Source organism: Acetobacter papayae JCM 25143 (assembly GCF_000613285.1).
GTDB classification, from domain to species: domain Bacteria; phylum Pseudomonadota; class Alphaproteobacteria; order Acetobacterales; family Acetobacteraceae; genus Acetobacter; species Acetobacter papayae.
Genome location: NZ_BAIN01000031.1, coordinates 1 through 17,769 on the forward strand (window position 1 = coordinate 1; position 17,769 = coordinate 17,769).

The following is a 17,769-nucleotide window of genomic DNA, read 5'->3' on the forward strand; positions in this document are numbered from 1 at the left end:
CCACGGCCTCGCCCGCCGCATGGCCGCTGGCCCATGCCCAATGGAAATTATAGCCACCCAGCCAGCCGGTAACATCAACCGCCTCGCCCACCACATACAGGCCGGGCACCGTGGTCGCTTCCATCGTGCGGGAGGACAGGGCGCGCGTATCTACACCACCGCGCGTAACCTCTGCCTTGGCAAAGCCTTCGGTGCCGGTAGGGGTAAGCGCCATATGGCCGAGATGCCGGGCCAGTGCCGCTACATCCTTATCCGCCCATTCGGCCAGTGGCCTGCCATGCAGCTTTTCCGGCACGTAATGGGCACTGAGCGCCTGCGCCAGACGTTGCGGCAGCCAGCGCCCCATGGTGGCGGGAGCCTGTGTACGCACACCGGTTTTTTTCAACCGCGCCAGAGCCGCGCCCATATCCTGCCCCGGCACCAGATCCAGCGAGATCGGCTGCCCCGCGCGCCAGAAAGAGGAAATCTGCAACAAAGCCGGGCCGGAAAGCCCCCGATGCGTAAACAGCAGCGCTTCTTCAAACGCTACCTTGCCGCACGAAGCGCGTACCGGCAGCGACGCCCCGGCCAGCGTGCGCAGCCACGCATCCTCTTCCCGACCGAAAACCAGCGGCACCAGCGCGGGCTCAGGCGTAATGACCGGCAAGCCGAACTGGCGCGCTACATCATAAGCAAAGCTGCTCGCCCCCAGCTTGGGAATGGACAGCCCGCCACTGGCCAGCACCAGAGAGCGCGCATGCATCGTGCCAGCCGATGTCTGCACCGTGAAGTGATCCGCCTTGCTGACACCACTCACCCGCACGCCGGTTACAATCCGCACATGTGCTGCGCGGCATTCTTCCAGTAGCATCCGCACGATGTCGGAGGCGGAGTTGTCGCAAAAAAGCTGGCCGAGCTTTTTTTCATGCCAGGCAATGCCATGCTGCTTCACCAGGGCCAGAAAATGTTCCGGCCGGTAACGGCTGATGGCGGATTTGACAAAATGCCGATTACTCGAAAGAAAGCATTCGGCGCGCATGTCTGTATTGGTAAAATTGCAGCGCCCACCGCCTGAAATCAGGATTTTACGCCCAACCTCTGCCCCGTGCTCCAGCACACTCACCCGCAGGCCGCGCCTGCCCGCGACAAGCGCTGTCATGAGGCCCGCAGCGCCCCCCCCCGACAACGATCACATCCTGCACGGCCGCAGCCGTGCCAGAAAGTCCGTTCATAATTCTTAAAAATCCAGATTGGTGTAGTATTCGGGGGGGGTAATACCGGAAATACGATCCGCCAGCAGGGGGCGGAAACAGGGGCGTGACTTCATGCGGGCATACCAGTCACGCAGAGCGGGCACACGCGCCCAGTCTATGTCGCCAATAAAATCCATGCAGGACAGATGGGCGGCTGCCGTAAAATCCGCCAGCGACAGAAAACCGCCGCCCAGCCAGTTACGGTTTTCCGCCAGTTCATTGGCGTAGCGCATCAGCGGGCGCATGGAGGCATAGGCTTCGCGCAGGGCCCCGCCATCTGGGTTGCCGCGTCCGCTCAGCCGCTTCATCACCCGCTCATCAATAAACCGGCCAGACACTTCACGCGCGAATAGTGCATCGAACCAGTTTGCAACCCGGCGCACCTCCACCCGCTCCGCCAGCGTGCGGCCAAGCAGGGGCGTATCGGCATAGGCTTCTTCAAGGTATTCGCAGATGACGGAGGCGGACGGCACAATCAGCCCGTTATCCTCGATCAGCACGGGCACATCCCCCGCCGGGTTGATGGCGAGCAGTTCCGGGCGCTGTTCCCAGGCGCGTTCGATCACCGGTTCAAACGGCAGACGCTTTTCACCGAGCACCAGACGCACGGTTCGGCTAGCCGGAGATATAGGAAAATGCAGGAGTGTACGCATACGCTTTCGTTTATGCCATTGCCCGCCCCCACGCCAGAGGGAAAACACAGCCCGCCAAAAACTGCCGCGATTGTGTCTGGCGGCATAAAGCGCTTGCCTTCGGCCTGCCAAGTCGCCAATGCGTAAAAACAGGTACACACCAGCAAGCCAGCGCGGAGGAATCCCGCCCTGGCTCTTGCGCGCTGTCCCTAATTGTTGACCACCTGATTTTGAGAGCGGCGGTATTTCCTTGTCTGGCACATCCTCGGCTGGCCCATCAGCACCCCTCCCGCGCATCCGCATGTCTGGACGCACGTTCGTGGCTCTGACCCTGACCCCGGAATCACCCCTGACGGACTGGCTGAGCGCGCTCGATCAGCAGATCGCGCGTTCGGTCGGGTTTTTCGCGGGCAAACCCGTCATTGTGGATCTGAGCATGGTGCAGGCTGACACGCCCGGCCTGTCCACCCTGCCGGATGACCTGAAGCAGCGCGGCATCCGTATTATCGGGATTGAAGGCGGCAGCCGCGACTGGCCCGCCACAACAGGGTGGGAATGGCCCGAAAGCCCGGCCTCCGCCCGCACACCGCCCACACAAACGCGCGAAAACGCATCCTCCACCGATGCCGATCCGACCAACCAGAGCAAAAACGCTAACCACCCCGTAACCCTTGTTGTGGAAGAAAGCATCCGCTCAGGCCAGCAGGTTATCTGGCCTGAAGGCGATGTGGTGGTGCTCGGAGCCGTGGCCTCAGGGGCCGAAGTGTCCGCCGGGGGGTCCATCCACATCTACGGCGCCCTGCGTGGCCGCGCCGTGGCGGGCATTGGGGGGCGTGGCTCCTCGCGGGTGTTTACCAAGGCGCTAGATGCGGAACTGGTGGCCATAGACGGGTTTTACGCCACCGCCGAGGAAATGGACCCGGCCTGTGCCAGCGGCCCCGCGCAAATCCTGCTTGAGGGAGAAAGGCTGGTGTTCCGCGCCCTGCCCGGCTGACGGAACATGCCAGCGCCACAATCTTGTGGAAAATGGCAAAAAAAAGCCCGCTGTAAACGAAAAATTCAAAGTTACATTTTCTAATGCAACCAGCTAATGTCGCCGTATGACCGCGCCAAAGGGCTCCGGCGGCATGACCTGTAAGAAAAGGAACACCGATGGCAAAGGTTCTCGTCGTCACGTCAGGCAAGGGTGGCGTCGGCAAGACCACTACAACAGCAGCTCTCGGGGCGGCTCTGGCCAAAACCGGGCAGAGCGTGGTTCTGGTAGATTTTGATGTTGGCCTGCGTAACCTCGACCTCATCATGGGGGCCGAACGGCGCGTGGTGTTCGACCTGATCAACGTCATTCAGGCGATGCCAATCTCGCTCAGGCGCTGATCAAGGACAAGCGGATTGAGACCCTCTCCCTCCTGCCCGCATCGCAGACGCGCGACAAGGATGCCCTGACGGCAGAAGGGGTGGCCAAAATTATCGAACAACTGCGCGAGAAGTTCGACTGGGTGATCTGCGACAGCCCTGCGGGGATCGAGCGCGGCGCACAGATGGCCATGCACCATGCAGACATGGCCGTGATCGTGACCAACCCCGAAGTGTCCTCCGTGCGTGACAGCGACCGCATTATCGGCATGCTGGACAGCACCACGGAAAAGGCCCGCGCGGGCGAAAAAATGCCCAAGCACCTGCTGCTGACCCGTTATGACCCGCAGCGCGCGGCATCGGGCGACATGCTGGGCACGGACGACGTTCTGGAAATCCTGTCCATTCCGCTGCTGGGCATTGTTCCCGAAAGCCCGGATGTGCTCAAGGCGTCCAACCTTGGCGCGCCTGTTACCATTGCCGAACCCAACAGCGCCGCAGCCGGAGCCTATATGGAAGCCGCCCGCCGCCTGATGGGTGAGGACATCAAGATCACCATCCCCACCGAGCGGCGCGGTCTGCTCGACTGGCTGTTCAAATGGAGAGCCGCATGAGTTTTCTCTCCAACCTGTTCAACAAACGCTCCTCCGCACCCATCGCCCGGGACCGGTTGCAGATCCTGCTGGCTCACGAACGTATGTCCGTGGATGGCGGCAATCAGGATGACCTGCTGGCCAAGCTGCACCGCGAGATCATGGAAGTGATCAAGCGCCATATCTCCGTCGATCAGGACAAGGTGCAGATCAAGATGGATCGCGGGGCACAGTGTTCGGTGCTGGAAATTGACGTGGAAGTTCCGGGCCTGACGGACCGGGTTGCCAAAAAAGACTAAGCTTTTTGGCCCGGCCCCAATCATGGGCCGGGCCAAAAGGTTTTTCAGGCTGGCAGCAATGGCTCCAGCCATACGCGCGCCTGCATGAAATCCTCCCTCAGCGCTTCCACCGCCGCCTCTGGGTCGCGCTGCTCAAATGCTGCGATCAGCCGCAGATGCGGGTGGTCCGGGTCTGCTGGCGTTGTGGGCGGCAGGCAGTTGGTGGCGGCGTAAACCGGCCCCATGCGCGCCCACAGGCCACGGATCAGCCCGACCGTAAGCAGACGCCGCGAAAACCGTGCCGTCGTGCTGTGAAAAACCACATTGGCCACCGCCGCCGCATGTGGCTGCCCGCCTCGTAAGCCAGAATGAAATCATGGTGCTTTGCCCGCATGACCGCGATTTCATCTGCGGTAACATGGGTCGCCAGTTCCCGCGTGATGCGCTCTTCCAGATCGCCCCGCACGCCATGAATTTCGAGAAAGACCTCGCGCGCCGTTACCGGCACACAGGCAGTGTTGCGATCATCCAGCTCCAGCGCCTGCTCGGAAATAAGACGCAGCAGCGCCTCGCGCACGGGTGTCGGGCTAAGGCCCAAGGCCGCTGCCAGAGGCCGCAGCACCAGCCGCTCCCCCCCCTGATAGTGGCAGTAAATGAGCTGATCTCTGATCTGCTGGTAGGCGTATGCAGCCAGCGCACCGCGCCCCTCAGGGCGTGAATGATCTGGTGTTACCAAAATAGAGCCTGCTCTCATTGCGCGTAAGCCGTCCGCTCTGTTCGTCCGTGATACAAAATCCGGCGCGCCACTGTTTAGCCGGAAAAACCACCAGCCATGGTGCCGCCACCGCACTGGTTCCGACTCTATCAAAATTCCGCCATGAGGGAACCCGACACCAACATGGAATCACACAGGATTGCGCCAGAAAGCCTCCCGCTGTGCATTTATTCCGTGCTCGCCTCGATTGGGTTGCAATAAAAACTTCGTGAGAGCACACCCACGCCAACACCCCGGCCTTACGAGCAAACGGCCTGCCGCTCACAGCCAAAAAGCAGACCACGCCACCGCCACGAACCACCCCGAAAGCCACGCAAAAATGCGGAAATTTCTCAGAAATATTTAATTTCCCTTTTGGCAAGTCTCAGGTTTTTACAATACCGATACAAAAACGCCAGACACCCACACCGGTCGGGCGGATGTAATAACTTAGTCTCTTTTTCCAACGACATATCCCTTGGCCGAGGCATCTCCCTCCTCCCCCTTTCCCTGCAGCCGGCATGAACACACCGCCAGTTCAACACGGCACGTATTGACGGCAGGAAGCCTTGTCTCTCACAGAGCAATTTCAATGGATTGGGAGCGCGGACTTCAATGGCATCAAGAAAAAAGACACTGGTTGCTACTGTCATGGCCGCATCAGTGGCCAGTCTCCCATATACTTTGGCCCGCCATGCCATGGCCGATGACTATAGCGACCTGCTGGATGTTCTGCGTGCCAAAGGCAGCCTGACCCAACACGAATACAGCACCCTGCTGAGCAAGCATGTCCGCCACACCGCTGCCGAGCAGGATGCCGCCCCCCGTGCTGCCCGCCCCACGGCTGCGCATGCCCATGCCGGACAGCAGGCTGCCAGCCATGCGGCGGCTCACGGTGTCAGCAATGGGTATGAGCCCGGCATCCGGTTTGAGGGTGCTCCCGAAGTCGCCTCCTCCTCCCGCGCGGAAGATGCCGCCACCCGTGCGGAAGCCAGCGCCCGTTCTGCCCAGCAGGCACTGGACGCATGAATCAGGGCAACTTCGTGCGCGTGGCCAAATATGTGCCCGGCAAGGGGCTGACCTTTAAAACCGGGCCGATAGACATCAACCTGTCGGGCTTTATCAACGGGTTTTATACCTTCAACAGCCCCGGCGGCGGCCCGGCCATTGCTGGCGGCGTTTCTACTGGCAGCTCAGGCTTTGATTCCTCGGGCGTGCGTAACGGCCTGTTGCCTGCGGGGCTGATCCTCAAGCTCAGCACCCAGCAGCAGGGCTGGGATATCGACGCGGTTCTGGGCATGTATCCGGGCATGAACAACGCCAAGAACGGGGCTTTCAATGCCAATACCGGCGGCAGTCCGGTTGGGCTTGGCACACCGGGCATCGATTTCCGTCAGATTTACGTCACGTTCGGCAACAGCCATGTGGGTACGTTCAAGGTCGGGCGTGACCTCGGCCTGTTCGGCGGCGACGCCATCCTGAACGATGCGACCCTGCTCAGCGTGGGGGCCACCGGCAGCAACTCGGCTCCGGGCAATACCTCTCTGGGCCGTATCGGCGTAGGCTATGTCTATGCCGACTGGATTCCGCAGATTACCTACACCACGCCAAAAATTGCAGGGGTGCAGGCCAGCGTAGGTGTTTTCCAGCCTCTGGACGAATTCCAGTATGCGGGCTCCAATGCCGACAGCACCTCATACTCCGCGTCCTCCACGCAGCATTCCTCGCCCATGATTCAGGGCAAGGTCACGTATGAGGCGACGTTTGGCGAGGTCAAGGCCAAGATCTGGGCCAGCTTCTTGATCCAGCATCAGCAGAACCTGCAATATCTCGACAACGGCACCTCGACCCCAACCGGCACGCATCATGCCGCCATGGTTGAAGCAGGCGATATCGGTGCCAAAGTGAGCTATAAGGGCTTTGAAGGTGTTGCCTACTACTATCGCGGCAGCGGCCTGGGCACCACGGGTCTGTTCTTCGATGGCGTAGCGCCAATGGCAGCAAGCGCGATTCTGAAGGCTATTACGTGCAGGCCGCCTATAACGTGACGGAGCGCCTCAAGCTGGTCGGCAGTTACGGGGTGAGCAACCTCTATCTTGCATCCGGCGAAGCGCAGATGGTCGATCCGGCCTATCTGGTGCGGCGCAACCAGTCCGTTATTGGGGCAGCCTATTACCACCTGACCGACTGGCTCAATCTGGTGGGTGAATACGCCCATACCTCGTCAGATTCCCATAACGGCAGCTCCGAAAGCGATGATACCGCCTCAGCCGGTGTGATCCTGCTGTTCTAAAACCGATAGCTGATTACACACGGGGCTGTTGTTCCATTGCGGGGTGAGGTAAGTAACGGTTGCATGACTGTTCACTCGCCCCGCACCTGCGTCCATGGCTCCGCCACTAGCGGGATCAAGCGTTGTTACGCTCTTGCAGTCTCCTGCCTAGCGGGCCGCCTGTAGCCGCATGACTGTGGCCTTTACCCTATCGCGTTATATCGCAAAGCAGTTCGTGCTGTCGGTGCTGCTCATGCTGGCTTCGCTCACGGGATGGTAGGCCTTTTCGACTTTCTCGACCTGCTGCGTCGTGCCTCTGCCCACCCTAATGCGGGCGCTTCGGTCGCGGCGGAAATCGCGGCCCTGCATCTCCCGTATTTCACCATCATCATCCTGCCCTTCGCGACCCTTCTGGGCGGGGTCTTGTGCTTCTGGCGGCTGACCCGCTCATCCGAACTGGTTGTGGCGCGCGCGGCAGGTATTTCAGTCTGGCAGTTCCTGACCGCGCCACTGGGCTGCGCTATTCTGCTCGGGGTATTGGCCACAACGGTGGTCTCTCCCCTGTCTTCCATCATGTATTCATGGGCGGAAAAGCTCGACCAGCGCTATCTGCGCTCGGATGACGGGCCTCTGAGCATTGCTGGTGGCTCGCTATGGCTCCGCCAGTCCGACCAGACTACACCCCACGGCATTGCTATCCTGCATGCGCGCAGTGTGCAGTTCCACAATACGGCCCTGCATATTGGCAATATCAGTGTGCTCAGGCTGGATCAGAACAACGAACTGATTTCCCGAATCGAAGCCCCTACAGGCTATCTCGATCATGGGTTCTGGGTTCTGGACAAAGCATCCCGGGTGCTGCCCAACGAATTGCCTACTTATATCGGGCGCACGGTTCTGCCGACAGACCTGACCGTCAACCGGGTGCAGGAGAGCTTTGCCTCGCCTGACACATTATCCGTCTGGGCGCTGCCAAGCTTCATTACTCTACTGGACCGCTCTGGATTCTCCTCCATCCGCCACCGTATCCACTTTCAGTCCCTGCTGGCGTTGCCCGTGCTCAGCGGCACCATGTGCCTTGTCGCGGCTGGCTTTTCCATGCGACCATCACGCCATGGCGGGGTCGCCCGTATGATCGGCTCTGGCGTTGCCGCCGGTTTTCTGCTTTTCACGGTATCCAAGGTCGCGGAACAGTTCGGCAAGTCAGGTGTGCTGCCGCCCGTTCTTGCTGCGTGGGTTCCCGCCGTAGCAGGCTATGCCTTGCGATCGCCCTGCTTTTACATCTGGAGGATGGCTGATTTTGTCCCTGGCGCTCTGGCCCTTACCCCGCGCAAGCCGCCCCTGCCGTCGGGCCAGCCTGAGTGCGGCTACCGCTCTGGGCAGTATCATTGCCTGTACCGTACTGCTCCGCCCCACCGCGGCCTGGGCACAGTTCCGCCCGCAGCAGATCCATTTCGACGCGGACACACATAGCTCGTCCGATGCGCCCGCCACCTTCCAGTCCGACAAGGTCGATTACAACGACACCGACCACACCGTCACATGGTCCGGCAATGTGCAGGTCTGGCAGGATGAACGCGTTTTAAGAGCAGATCAGATCGTTTACGACCGCGATACGGGCATTGTCACCGCACGCGGAAACGTGGCCACCGTCCAGTCCGATGGGTCGGTACTGTATGCACAATATGCCGAACTCAGCGGCGGCATGCGCAACGGCGTCATGCTGCATGTTTACGCCAACATGGCTGATAACGTGAAAATTGCCGCAAACGGCTGAGACGCACGGACGGCAAGGTCAACGACATGAGCCGGGTGATCTACACCGCGTGCGAAATCTGCGCCAAGGACAAAACACGCGCACCGTTCTGGCAGTTCCGCGCTTATGGCGCGACACAGGATATCGAACACTCCAAGCTCGATTTCCGCGATACCTATGTCGATATTCTGGGTATCCCGGTTTTCTACATGCCCTTCTTTTCCATGCCGGACCCCTCCGCCAAACGGCAGAGCGGCTTTCTCATGCCCGGTATCACCCCGCATGACAGTTATCTGGGCACCTATTTCACCATCCCGTATTACTGGGTCATCAACGACGAGTCAGACCTGACCGTTCAGGGCCTGTTCTCAACCGCAACGGGCCCACAGCTCAGCGGCATTTACCGACGGGCACTGAATTTCGGCTCGCTCAATATCCGGGGTGGTTTCGCCTACGATACCCACAACGCCATCAATTACACGAACGGCTTTGGCAACAAGGTCAATAGTGGTGACCCCCATGGTATGCAGGGGCATATTTTTGCCCGTGGCCTGTTCAATATCAACAGTTACTGGCGCGCTGGCGCCAATATCAACCTCGCCACCTCCGCCAACTACATGCGTGACTACCGCGTACAGGGCTACGGGAGCGAAATGCTCAATTCGAACGCCTTTCTGGAAGGCTTCGGCACCGGCGCTTACAGCAGGCTGGATGCGCAGTACTATCAGGGCCTCAATCAGGGCGTCATCCACAACTCGGACCTGCCTGCCGCTCTCCCGCGCTATACATACAGCTTTGTTGGCCAGCCAGATGCCCTTGGCGGCAGGCTGAGTGTCAACACAACGGATTTCTACGTCCGTCGTACCATCGGTGCCACAGACCAGCGTGGCGAATTGCAGCTCAACTGGGATCGCCCCTTCCATACCAAATCGGGCGAGCAGTTCCTGCTCACCCTGCGTCTGGATTCCACGCTCTACCGGGGATCCAAGCTGTATCAGCTTCCCAATTACTATTCCCGCTCTACAGGCCACGGCATGATCTCGGGCATGGTGCTGCCCACCATCGCGCTGAAAACAAACTGGCCTTTTGTCCGTTCGTTCGAACACGGGCGCGGCACTCAGTTGCTTGAACCCATTGTGCAGGGCATTTACGCCCCCAACACCGGCAACGGTGCGGATGACGGCCTGCCCAATGAAGACAGCTTTGCCTACGAATTCACGGATTCAACCTGTTCTCGCTCAACCGCTATCAGGGCACAGACAGGCTGGATGGCGGGCTGCGCGCCAATGTGGGCGTACATGCCAACTGGACATGGAACGGGCACGAAGTGGACCTGCTGGCCGGGCAGAGTTTTCAGGAACATGTGGAGCATGACCGCCTGCCCTATTCCGGGCTGGACCACCATGTATCTGATGTCGTGGCGCGCGCGCGCGTAGCGCCCAGCGAGTATTTCTCGTTCACATCGCGCATGCGCTACAATCCCTACTCATCGCAGGTCGATTTTGGCGATGCACTGTTTAACGTCAATGTCCCGCATCTGCGGCTCAACGGCGGTTATATCTGGGAACCCATCACACCCTATTACTACTACGCCACGGACTACCGCACGAACAACCTGAACAAGCTGTACACTACCCGCACAAGCGAAATCAGTGGCGGCGTATCGGTATACTGGTCTAACTGGCATGCCTCGATCTTCTCGCGCCGCAGCCTCTCGCGGCAGCAGTTTGTTACCAACGGTGTAACCGCCGGTTACGGCAATGACTGCTTTGGCATCGACTTCATGTATCTCAAGCAATACACCTCCATTGGCGGCGTACAGCGTTACTCGACCTATCTTGTCACGCTCAGTCTCAAGTCCCTTGGCTCCTTCGGTGTCAAATAAGAACTGCTTCAAAAATGTCGCGGCCTCCGTTATCAGGTATAACCGCGCCTGATCTGGCAGAAAGCTGAAAGACCGTTCCGTATGCGCCTGCGTTCCCTTACCTTGGCCTGCTACGCCATGGCTGCCCTGTCGGCTCCTCTGGCGACGGCCCATGCCGCCCCTGACGCGCAGGAGCCGCATGGCGATGCCGCAGCCAAGGCCGCGCCCAAGCCGGACAACTCCATTGTCGCGGTCGTTAACAGCGTTCCCCTGACCCGACGCGATGTGGATAACCGAGGCAAGCTCTTCGCCCTGTCCACCGGCCTGCCGCTCTCGCCCGAGTTGATGGATCGCCTGCGCCCGCAGATCATCCGCCAGCTGATTGATGAGCGACTGCGCACGCAGGAAATCCTCAGCCGCCATATCAATGTGCCGCTTGACCAGATTGCTTCCGCCATCAGCAATATCGAGCGCCGTAATGGCATGCCTGAAGGGGCCCTGCGGGCACATCTGGCCAAGGACGGCGTTTCGCTGACAACGCTGATCGACCAGATCCGGGTACAGATCGGCTGGATACAGGTGCTGCGTCAGGAGCTTGGGCAGCGTTCGCGCGTTGCGGCCAAGGATATCGCCCAGCGTCAGGCCGCCCTCCAGCGTGAGGAAGGCCGCACCGAATACGAAATTGGCGAAATTTTCGTCAAAGTTGAAGACCCTCGCCACGCTGAGGATGAGTTGGACTTCACCAACACCATCATTCAGGAACTGCGCAAGGGAGCCCCCTTCCCCATCGTTGCGGCACAGTTCTCACAAAGCCAGACAGCGCTTGATGGCGGGTCTATGGGCTGGGTGCAGGAAGATGAGCTCGACCCGGCGGTTGTTAACATCGTCCGGCAGATGCCTGTGGGCGTGGGGGCTGTCTCCAACCCGATTACCGTGCCCGGTGGCTTCCTGATCGTCACGCTCAACGGCAAGCGCACGGTCGGCAAGGAAATCGGGCATGTGATTTCCGCCCGTCAGGTGTTTCTGCCCTTCGATACCCTGCTTGACCCCCAGCACGTCACCCCGCAGCAGCAGGCAACCCTCCAGAAAGCCCTGCACCTGTCGCAGAGCGCCAACAACTGCGCGGATATGGAGCGGCTGAACAAGGCTGAAGGCGAAAAACGCCCGAGCGACCCCGGTGAACTGCCGCTTGAGCGCCTGAACCCGCAGATGCAGTCCGTGCTGGCCAACCTGCCGCTGAACAAAGTCTCGCGTCCGATGGTCTCACGTGACGGGATCGACCTGCTGATGGTATGCGACAAAAAGGAAAAGAACTTTTCCGACCGCTCACCCAGCGAAATCGCGGATCAGCTCATGAATGAACGTGTCGAACAGGCCGCCCGCCAGCTCGACAGCGACCTGCACCGCCGCGCCATTATCGATATGCGCGTCAAGCTCAAGGGAACGTAATCTCCTGTCCGCTGCACTGGAAAGCCTTGCCGATGTCATCCGCCGCCATGGTCTGGATGCCCGCAAGGCGCTGGGCCAGCACTTTCTGCTGGATCCCGGTATTACCGAACATATCGCGGCACTGGCTGGCACGCTGGATGGCCGCCATGTGGTTGAGGTTGGCCCCGGCCCTGGCGGGCTGACACGCGCCCTGCTGGCAACCGGCGCAAGCCATGTCTATGCGGTGGAACTGGACCCGCGCGCGGTCGCGGTTATCGAGGAACTGGCCACGGCCTTCCCCCAGCGGCTCGACATCATACAGGCTGATGCACTCAAAAAAGACCTGACAACCCTCAGCCCCGCCCCAAGGCAGATTGTCGCCAACCTGCCCTATAATGTCGCCACCCCGCTGCTGGTCGGCTGGTTGCGTCAGGGAGCAGAATGGGAACGCCTGACTTATGTTCCAGCTTGAGGTGGCCGAGCGTATCTGCGCCGCTCCTGACAGCGAACATTACGGGCGACTGGCCGTGCTCAGCCAATGGTGCGCAGACTGCGCCATTGTCATGAAACTGCCACCCGGCGCGTTTTCGCCTCCGCCTGCGGTCTGGTCCGCCGTAGCGAGCATCACCCCCCATAAATCCCAGCCCGATCCGGCTCTTTTCCGCGCCATGGAGCAGGTTACAGCCGCGGCCTTCGGCCAACGCCGTAAAATGCTGCGTGGTGCCCTGAAGGGCCTTAAAGGCAACGCTCTGCTTGAACGTGCAGAGATAGACGGAACACGTCGGGCGGAAACCCTGACGATCGATGAGTTCGATCGGTTGGCCCGTGCATGGCGGACCCTTGCTGGCCAGCCTTAGAAAAGCCTCTCTTTCGCGTTACCGGACTTTCGCACCAAGGAGTCCTGCCTGATATGATCGTCCTGCTTTTTGTCATCGCCCTGCTGGCTTTCAGTCTCAGCACAGTTTCAGGCGGCGGCGCAGGACTGATTGTCATGCCGGTTCTGGGTATGCTGCTCGCACCAGAGCAGATCCCCGCGGCCCTGTCCCTTGGCACGGCTGTTAGTTCAGCCACCCGCATCGCCACATTCTTCCGTGCCATCAACTGGCGTGTGGTGTGCTACTTCGTGCCCGCCAGCCTGCCCGGCGCGTGGCTTGGCGTGTGGATGCTCAGCCTGATGCAGCCTGTGTATCTCGACCTGCTACTGGGCCTGTTCCTGCTCGGCAACCTGCCACTGCTGCTGCGTCGCAAAAAGCCGGGTACCGCCACACCGCCACAAACAGCCGAAAACACGGTAGCACCTCCCGCTGTTTCTATGCGCTTTCTCCCCGTCATAGGGCTGCTGGCGGGCTTTATTTCTGGGTTTACCGGGGCGGTCGGGCTGCTGTTCAACGCCTTTTACCACCGTCTGGGGCTCCGCAAGGAAGCCATTATTGCTACACGCGCCGCCAACGACATTCTGCTGCACCTGACCAAGATCGGCCTTTACGCCGCCTATGGCCTGCTGAACCAGCAGGTATTGCTGGCCGGTGCCGTTGTCGCACTTGCGGGTGTGGCCGCCACTCTGTTGGTGCGGTTCTGGCTGCATCTGGTCAATGAGGAGGTGTTCCGCTCCATTGGCCATGCGGCGGCCTGCGCTGCCGGGGCAGCCATGCTGGTCATGGCCGGGCAGCAGGTTATCCGGCAGGATCACGTGCATACAACGCTGAATGCTACCCACTCAGTCGTTTCCGCCAGCATGGGCTGGCGTACCCATATCTACTCCGTTGCCTTTGAGCCCAACAGGGAAATCGAACTCAAACACACACACCCTGCCTTCAATACCGGCAGGGTACCCGGCCAACGTGGTTACTGGTACCGTGCTTCCGTGCTGCATGTGTCGATGAAACGGGGCATTTACATCACCCGTGGTCTTTCACACACGATAAAGACCTGAACACACGGCCTTTCTCAGACTTACTCCCTTTCCGCCACAGCTATGTAATCCCGCGTTAGTGGTACGGCCTCAAGCGATGGAGAAAGCTGCAACTGGAAGTTCATGTGCCCCTGCACCCGAAATGCCAGTTCCGATGCTGTAAGATAAAACTCGAACATCCGGGCAAAACGCTCATCATACAGGGCTACGGCCTCCTGCCTGCGGGCAGCAAAGCGTTCGCGCCAGCAGGCGATTGTTTTCGCATAATGCAGGCGTAGAACCTCGCAATCCGTAACCCATAGCCCTGCCTGTTCAATTGCGGGCAAGACCTCGCTCAGGGCCGGAGAATAGCCACCGGGGAAAATATACTTATTGATCCACGGATTGGTTGTGCCCGGCCCGTCATTGCGACCTATGGAATGAACCAGTGCAACCCCATCGGGCTTGAGGCTGTTTTTCACGACATCGAAAAACTGGCCATAATGCCCAACCCCGACATGCTCAAACATGCCGACAGATACAATCCTGTCAAACTGCCGCGTCAGATGCCGGTAATCGAGCAGTTCAAACCGCACCTGTCCTTCAAGCCCCTCCTGCCGCGCGCGCTCGCGCGCAAAGGCCAACTGCTCTTCGGACAGGGTGATACCCGTCACCACCGCTCCATAATCACGGGCTAGGGTCAGAGCCATGCCGCCCCAACCGCACCCGATATCGAGCACCTCCAGCCCCGGCCTATCGAGAAGCAGCTTGGCCGCGATATGCTGCTTCTTGGCTTCCTGCGCTTCATCGAGGGTTTCGGTTCCGTAGCGGAAATAGGCGCAGGAATACTGCCAGTCCTTATCCAGAAACAACTGGTAGAGGCTGTTACCCAGATCATAATGATGCGCGACATTCTGCTTTGAACGGGCAGCAGGGTTGAACTGTATCCAGCCGCGCCGGACATAACGCAGGGCAGAAGCCAGACGTTCGCTCACATGGCCCGCAGGCTCCATGGCGTTGAGCATCAGTAACTGGAGCAGATCATACAGCGTGCAATCCACCGGTTGCAGGCTGTCCTCCATATAGGCTTCGCCCACACCCAGCCCCGGATTGAGCAGCAGGGCACGCTCGGCATGGGTATCTTTCAGCCTGAGAGCGGCCTGCGGCCCCGGCTTACTGCCTGATACTGGCTGAAACTGCCATCTGGCCAGTAAACGGACAGACAACCATAAGAAACAAACTGTCGTAAGACCATGTCCAGAAGGTGTTTCAATACACATTCCTTTTCTTACACTGGCAAACTTGAACGAGCATAAGCCAGAGAACAGAAAAGTGGCACGAAAAAAGGACACTGTCTTTTATAGAGCAGCCATGTCATGGCCCAACCCGCCATAACGGTTCTGATCAGCACGGCCGCATAAAAAACGAAATACGCCACGGCTCTATGCCTCATGCCGAAGCGATAAGCATATACGCGCTCACAGCAGTCCATGCGGCGATGTTTGAAAAGGTGAGCCCGGCAGGAGGTGCCTCAGGCTATTTCCTTATCTGCATGCCCTGTTCTTTATTCTCGAACGATGCAGCAGATAAAAAAAGAGGGCGGATTACTCCGCCCTCTTTTCCGGTTCCGTGCAGGAAAGCCGCCTGTTCAGGCGGCGTCGCCCTGCGCGTCTTCGGCGTCTTCGTCAACGATTTCACCTTCAATGAAGGCTTCATCGCCAGCGAGAGTCGCTTCTTCTTCCGGGGTAGCAGCTTCGCCACGTGCCTGACGTTCGGCTTCTTCTTCCGAACGTGCCACGTTAACGGTGACCGACACCACAACTTCAGGATGCAACGCCACCTTCACCGCATACAGCCCAAGGGACTTGATGGGGTGAGCCAGCGAAACCTGCTGACGGTCGATGCTGAAGCCCGCTTCCGTAACAACCTGCGCAACGTCGCGCGTGCTGACGGACCCATACAGGCTCCCGCTGTCACCGGCCTGACGGATCAGGACAACGGCCAGACCATCCATCCGTTCGGACAGACGTTCGGCTTCTTCGCGGTTCTTGATGTTCTGCGCTTCAAGCTGGACGCGTTCACGCTCGAAACGGGCAAGGTTGCCCGCATTGGCGCGAATGGCCTTGCCCTGAGGCAGAAGGAAGTTACGGGCGTAACCAGGACGCACCTTAACCACTTCACCCATCTGACCCAGATGCTCAACGCGCTGGAGCAGGATTACTTCTGTAGCAGCCATGATCGGTTCCCCTCAGCTTACGACATAGGGAAGCAGAGCCATGAAGCGGGCGCGCTTGATAGCCTGCGCCAGCTCACGCTGCTTCTTGGCGGAAACCGCAGTGATACGGCTCGGCACGATCTTGCCACGTTCGGACAGGAAGCGGCTGAGCAGACGCACGTCCTTGTAGTCGATCGCCGGCGCGTTGGGGCCGGAGAACGGGCAGGACTTGCGACGACGATAGAACGGACGACGCGCGCCAACAGCGGGGCGACGAGCGGCGGGGTTGATTTCCATGGATTCAGACATAGCGCTTACTCCGCTCCGTTGTCGGCTGACTCAAGCGGACGATCTTCGCCGCCACGACGGCCACGACCGCTCTCAAAACGGCCACCGGCCGGCTTGGGACCACGGAAGCTGCGCTCGCCACGGTCTTCACCCTTGCGGGACAGAACCGGTGAGGGCGCTTCGTCAATGCTTTCCACGCGCAGCGCCATCATGCGCAGCACGTCTTCGTTCAGGGAAAGCTGGCGTTCGATTTCCTTGAGCAGCTCCGAACGCACTTCCAGACCCAGAAGGGTGTAGTGACCCTTGCGGTTCTTCTTGATGCGGTAAGCAAGGCTACGCAGGCCCCAGTATTCGCGCTTGCGGACAGCGCCGCCATCGGCTTCAACCTGAGCGGTGATGCCGTCGACAATCGCATCGACCTGCTGCTGGGAAATATCATTCCGTGCAATAAACACGGTTTCGTAAAGCGGCATGTTCACTCCCTTCGGATCAAATCAACCTGCCCGAACCGGACCCTTCCGGCTTTCGGTGCTGCCTGCGCAGTCCATGGACTGGCAGAAAAGCTGCGGGTATAGCCGGGCAATGCCACATGCCCGGCAGGGAAAGGGCAGCTTCAACCACGCCCCCGGGGGAAAAGCAAGAAAAAACGGGATCAGACGCGCAGATGCTGCGGAATATCGAGCCCGAGCCTGTCTGGCACACTCCACATTTCCTCAACCTGCCGCACGGGCCGAAAGCCCGCCTGCTGGTAAAGCTGTCTGGCGCGTGGATGGTCCGCCGTGCTGGTGTTCACCCGCACCTGCCGTGTGCGCCCGCGCCATGCCTCACGCAGGACGCCATCAAGAAAAGCACGCCCTACCCCTCTGCCAATAGCCTGCGGGAACAGGCCGAAATAGCACAGGTTCACATCCTCGGGGTCGCGCCGGTCCAGCTCGTAAAACCCACGTACCACACTGCATTCGCGCAAAAGCCCGATAGCCGTGCCGCGCTGGGCCAGAACACGGGCAAGCATTTCATCGGAGGCCGCCTGCCGCATCCACCAGCAGCATGAGCGCCCTACTCGGTCCTGCAGATAGCGGTAATCCGCAACGCTGAGATGCACACCATGCTCAAGCACCCAGCCATCCGGCAACAAAAGGCGCGGGGCGCGTGGCGCCATGGTCATGCGCATGAAGGTGATACCCACCCGCATGCGCGTGACTGGTTCTATTCC

At 59.8% G+C, this 17,769-nt stretch carries 12 protein-coding genes and 6 pseudogenes; 9 read left to right on the top strand and 9 right to left on the bottom strand.

Going from position 1 to position 17,769, the window contains the following annotated elements; translation table 11 throughout:
- A partial coding sequence (locus JCM25143_RS08770) for a BaiN/RdsA family NAD(P)/FAD-dependent oxidoreductase (protein WP_051543134.1) occupies positions 1–1,138 on the bottom strand: 1,138 nt, incomplete at its 3' end.
- Positions 1,139–1,216: 78 nt separating this feature from the next.
- The gene (locus tag JCM25143_RS08775; protein WP_025860835.1) at positions 1,217–1,885 is read right to left on the bottom strand and encodes a glutathione S-transferase family protein; all 669 of its coding nucleotides are present in this window, start codon (positions 1,883–1,885) and stop codon (positions 1,217–1,219) included.
- A gap of 280 nt (positions 1,886–2,165) precedes the next feature.
- On the opposite strand from JCM25143_RS08775, the gene minC reads away from it, so the two are divergent.
- From minC to minE, 3 genes and pseudogenes are all read left to right on the top strand, one after another.
- Positions 2,166–2,858 (top strand): septum site-determining protein MinC, encoded by a 693-nt coding sequence (gene minC, locus JCM25143_RS08780; protein WP_051543132.1) that lies wholly within the window; start codon positions 2,166–2,168, stop codon positions 2,856–2,858.
- Between the two features lie 158 nt (positions 2,859–3,016).
- A pseudogene (gene minD, locus JCM25143_RS18180) lies at positions 3,017–3,831 on the top strand (septum site-determining protein MinD).
- The gene (gene minE, locus JCM25143_RS08790; protein ID WP_025860837.1) at positions 3,828–4,109 is read left to right on the top strand and encodes a cell division topological specificity factor MinE; all 282 of its coding nucleotides are present in this window, start codon (positions 3,828–3,830) and stop codon (positions 4,107–4,109) included. The pseudogene minD and the gene minE overlap by 4 nt, the downstream one beginning before the upstream one ends.
- Before the next feature lie 44 nt (positions 4,110–4,153).
- Here the strand turns inward: minE and JCM25143_RS23890 are convergent, their stop codons facing one another.
- Together JCM25143_RS23890 and JCM25143_RS23895 are read right to left on the bottom strand one after the other, a co-directional pair.
- Positions 4,154–4,411, bottom strand: coding sequence for an FCD domain-containing protein (locus tag JCM25143_RS23890; protein ID WP_234395139.1), 258 nt, complete (start codon positions 4,409–4,411; stop codon positions 4,154–4,156).
- Complete coding sequence (locus JCM25143_RS23895) at positions 4,354–4,824, bottom strand: GntR family transcriptional regulator (RefSeq protein ID WP_234395140.1); 471 nt, start codon at positions 4,822–4,824, stop codon at positions 4,354–4,356. The genes JCM25143_RS23890 and JCM25143_RS23895 overlap by 58 nt, the downstream gene beginning before the upstream one ends.
- 633 nt (positions 4,825–5,457) lie before the next feature.
- On the opposite strand from JCM25143_RS23895, the pseudogene JCM25143_RS18190 reads away from it, so the two are divergent.
- From JCM25143_RS18190 to JCM25143_RS08825, 6 genes and pseudogenes are all read left to right on the top strand, one after another.
- A pseudogene (locus tag JCM25143_RS18190) lies at positions 5,458–7,135 on the top strand (porin).
- Positions 7,136–7,304: 169 nt separating this feature from the next.
- Positions 7,305–8,412, top strand: a pseudogene (lptG, locus tag JCM25143_RS18195) (LPS export ABC transporter permease LptG).
- A pseudogene (locus JCM25143_RS18200) lies at positions 8,370–10,755 on the top strand (LPS-assembly protein LptD). The pseudogenes lptG and JCM25143_RS18200 overlap by 43 nt, the downstream one beginning before the upstream one ends.
- An 81-nt stretch (positions 10,756–10,836) precedes the next feature.
- Complete coding sequence (locus tag JCM25143_RS08815) at positions 10,837–12,183, top strand: peptidylprolyl isomerase (protein WP_025860839.1); 1,347 nt, start codon at positions 10,837–10,839, stop codon at positions 12,181–12,183.
- Positions 12,098–13,019: pseudogene (gene rsmA, locus JCM25143_RS18205) on the top strand (16S rRNA (adenine(1518)-N(6)/adenine(1519)-N(6))-dimethyltransferase RsmA). Before JCM25143_RS08815 ends, rsmA begins: the two are co-directional and overlap by 86 nt.
- A 53-nt stretch (positions 13,020–13,072) precedes the next feature.
- Entirely contained in the window at positions 13,073–14,095 is a 1,023-nt protein-coding gene (locus JCM25143_RS08825; protein ID WP_025860840.1) for a sulfite exporter TauE/SafE family protein, read from the top strand.
- A gap of 20 nt (positions 14,096–14,115) precedes the next feature.
- Here the strand turns inward: JCM25143_RS08825 and JCM25143_RS18210 are convergent.
- From JCM25143_RS18210 to JCM25143_RS08855, 5 genes and pseudogenes are all read right to left on the bottom strand, one after another.
- Positions 14,116–15,326, bottom strand: a pseudogene (locus JCM25143_RS18210) (class I SAM-dependent methyltransferase).
- A gap of 375 nt (positions 15,327–15,701) precedes the next feature.
- Positions 15,702–16,289: a 50S ribosomal protein L9 gene (gene rplI, locus JCM25143_RS08840; protein WP_025860841.1), complete on the bottom strand. Its 588-nt coding sequence runs from the start codon at positions 16,287–16,289 to the stop codon at positions 15,702–15,704.
- Positions 16,290–16,301: 12 nt separating this feature from the next.
- Positions 16,302–16,577 carry a 30S ribosomal protein S18 gene (rpsR, locus tag JCM25143_RS08845; RefSeq protein ID WP_025860843.1) on the bottom strand — a complete coding sequence of 92 codons (276 nt, stop codon included), beginning with the start codon at positions 16,575–16,577 and terminating at the stop codon, positions 16,302–16,304.
- Between the two features lie 5 nt (positions 16,578–16,582).
- Positions 16,583–17,029, bottom strand: a complete 447-nt coding sequence (gene rpsF / locus JCM25143_RS08850) for a 30S ribosomal protein S6 (RefSeq protein ID WP_025860844.1) — start codon at positions 17,027–17,029, stop codon at positions 16,583–16,585.
- 179 nt (positions 17,030–17,208) lie between these two features.
- Complete coding sequence (locus JCM25143_RS08855; RefSeq protein WP_234395141.1) at positions 17,209–17,748, bottom strand: GNAT family protein; 540 nt, start codon at positions 17,746–17,748, stop codon at positions 17,209–17,211.
- Positions 17,749–17,769 lie beyond the last annotated feature (21 nt).

Coding starts and splice junctions, on each gene's coding strand:
- JCM25143_RS08775 (WP_025860835.1), bottom strand. CDS start 1,885: ATGCGTACACTCCTGCATTTTCCTATATCTCCGGCTAGCCGAACCGTG.
- minC (WP_051543132.1), top strand. CDS start 2,166: ATGTCTGGACGCACGTTCGTGGCTCTGACCCTGACCCCGGAATCACCC.
- minE (WP_025860837.1), top strand. CDS start 3,828: ATGAGTTTTCTCTCCAACCTGTTCAACAAACGCTCCTCCGCACCCATC.
- JCM25143_RS08815 (WP_025860839.1), top strand. CDS start 10,837: ATGCGCCTGCGTTCCCTTACCTTGGCCTGCTACGCCATGGCTGCCCTG.
- JCM25143_RS08825 (WP_025860840.1), top strand. CDS start 13,073: ATGATCGTCCTGCTTTTTGTCATCGCCCTGCTGGCTTTCAGTCTCAGC.
- rplI (WP_025860841.1), bottom strand. CDS start 16,289: ATGGCTGCTACAGAAGTAATCCTGCTCCAGCGCGTTGAGCATCTGGGT.
- rpsR (WP_025860843.1), bottom strand. CDS start 16,577: ATGTCTGAATCCATGGAAATCAACCCCGCCGCTCGTCGCCCCGCTGTT.
- rpsF (WP_025860844.1), bottom strand. CDS start 17,029: ATGCCGCTTTACGAAACCGTGTTTATTGCACGGAATGATATTTCCCAG.
- JCM25143_RS08855 (WP_234395141.1), bottom strand. CDS start 17,748: ATGCGGGTGGGTATCACCTTCATGCGCATGACCATGGCGCCACGCGCC.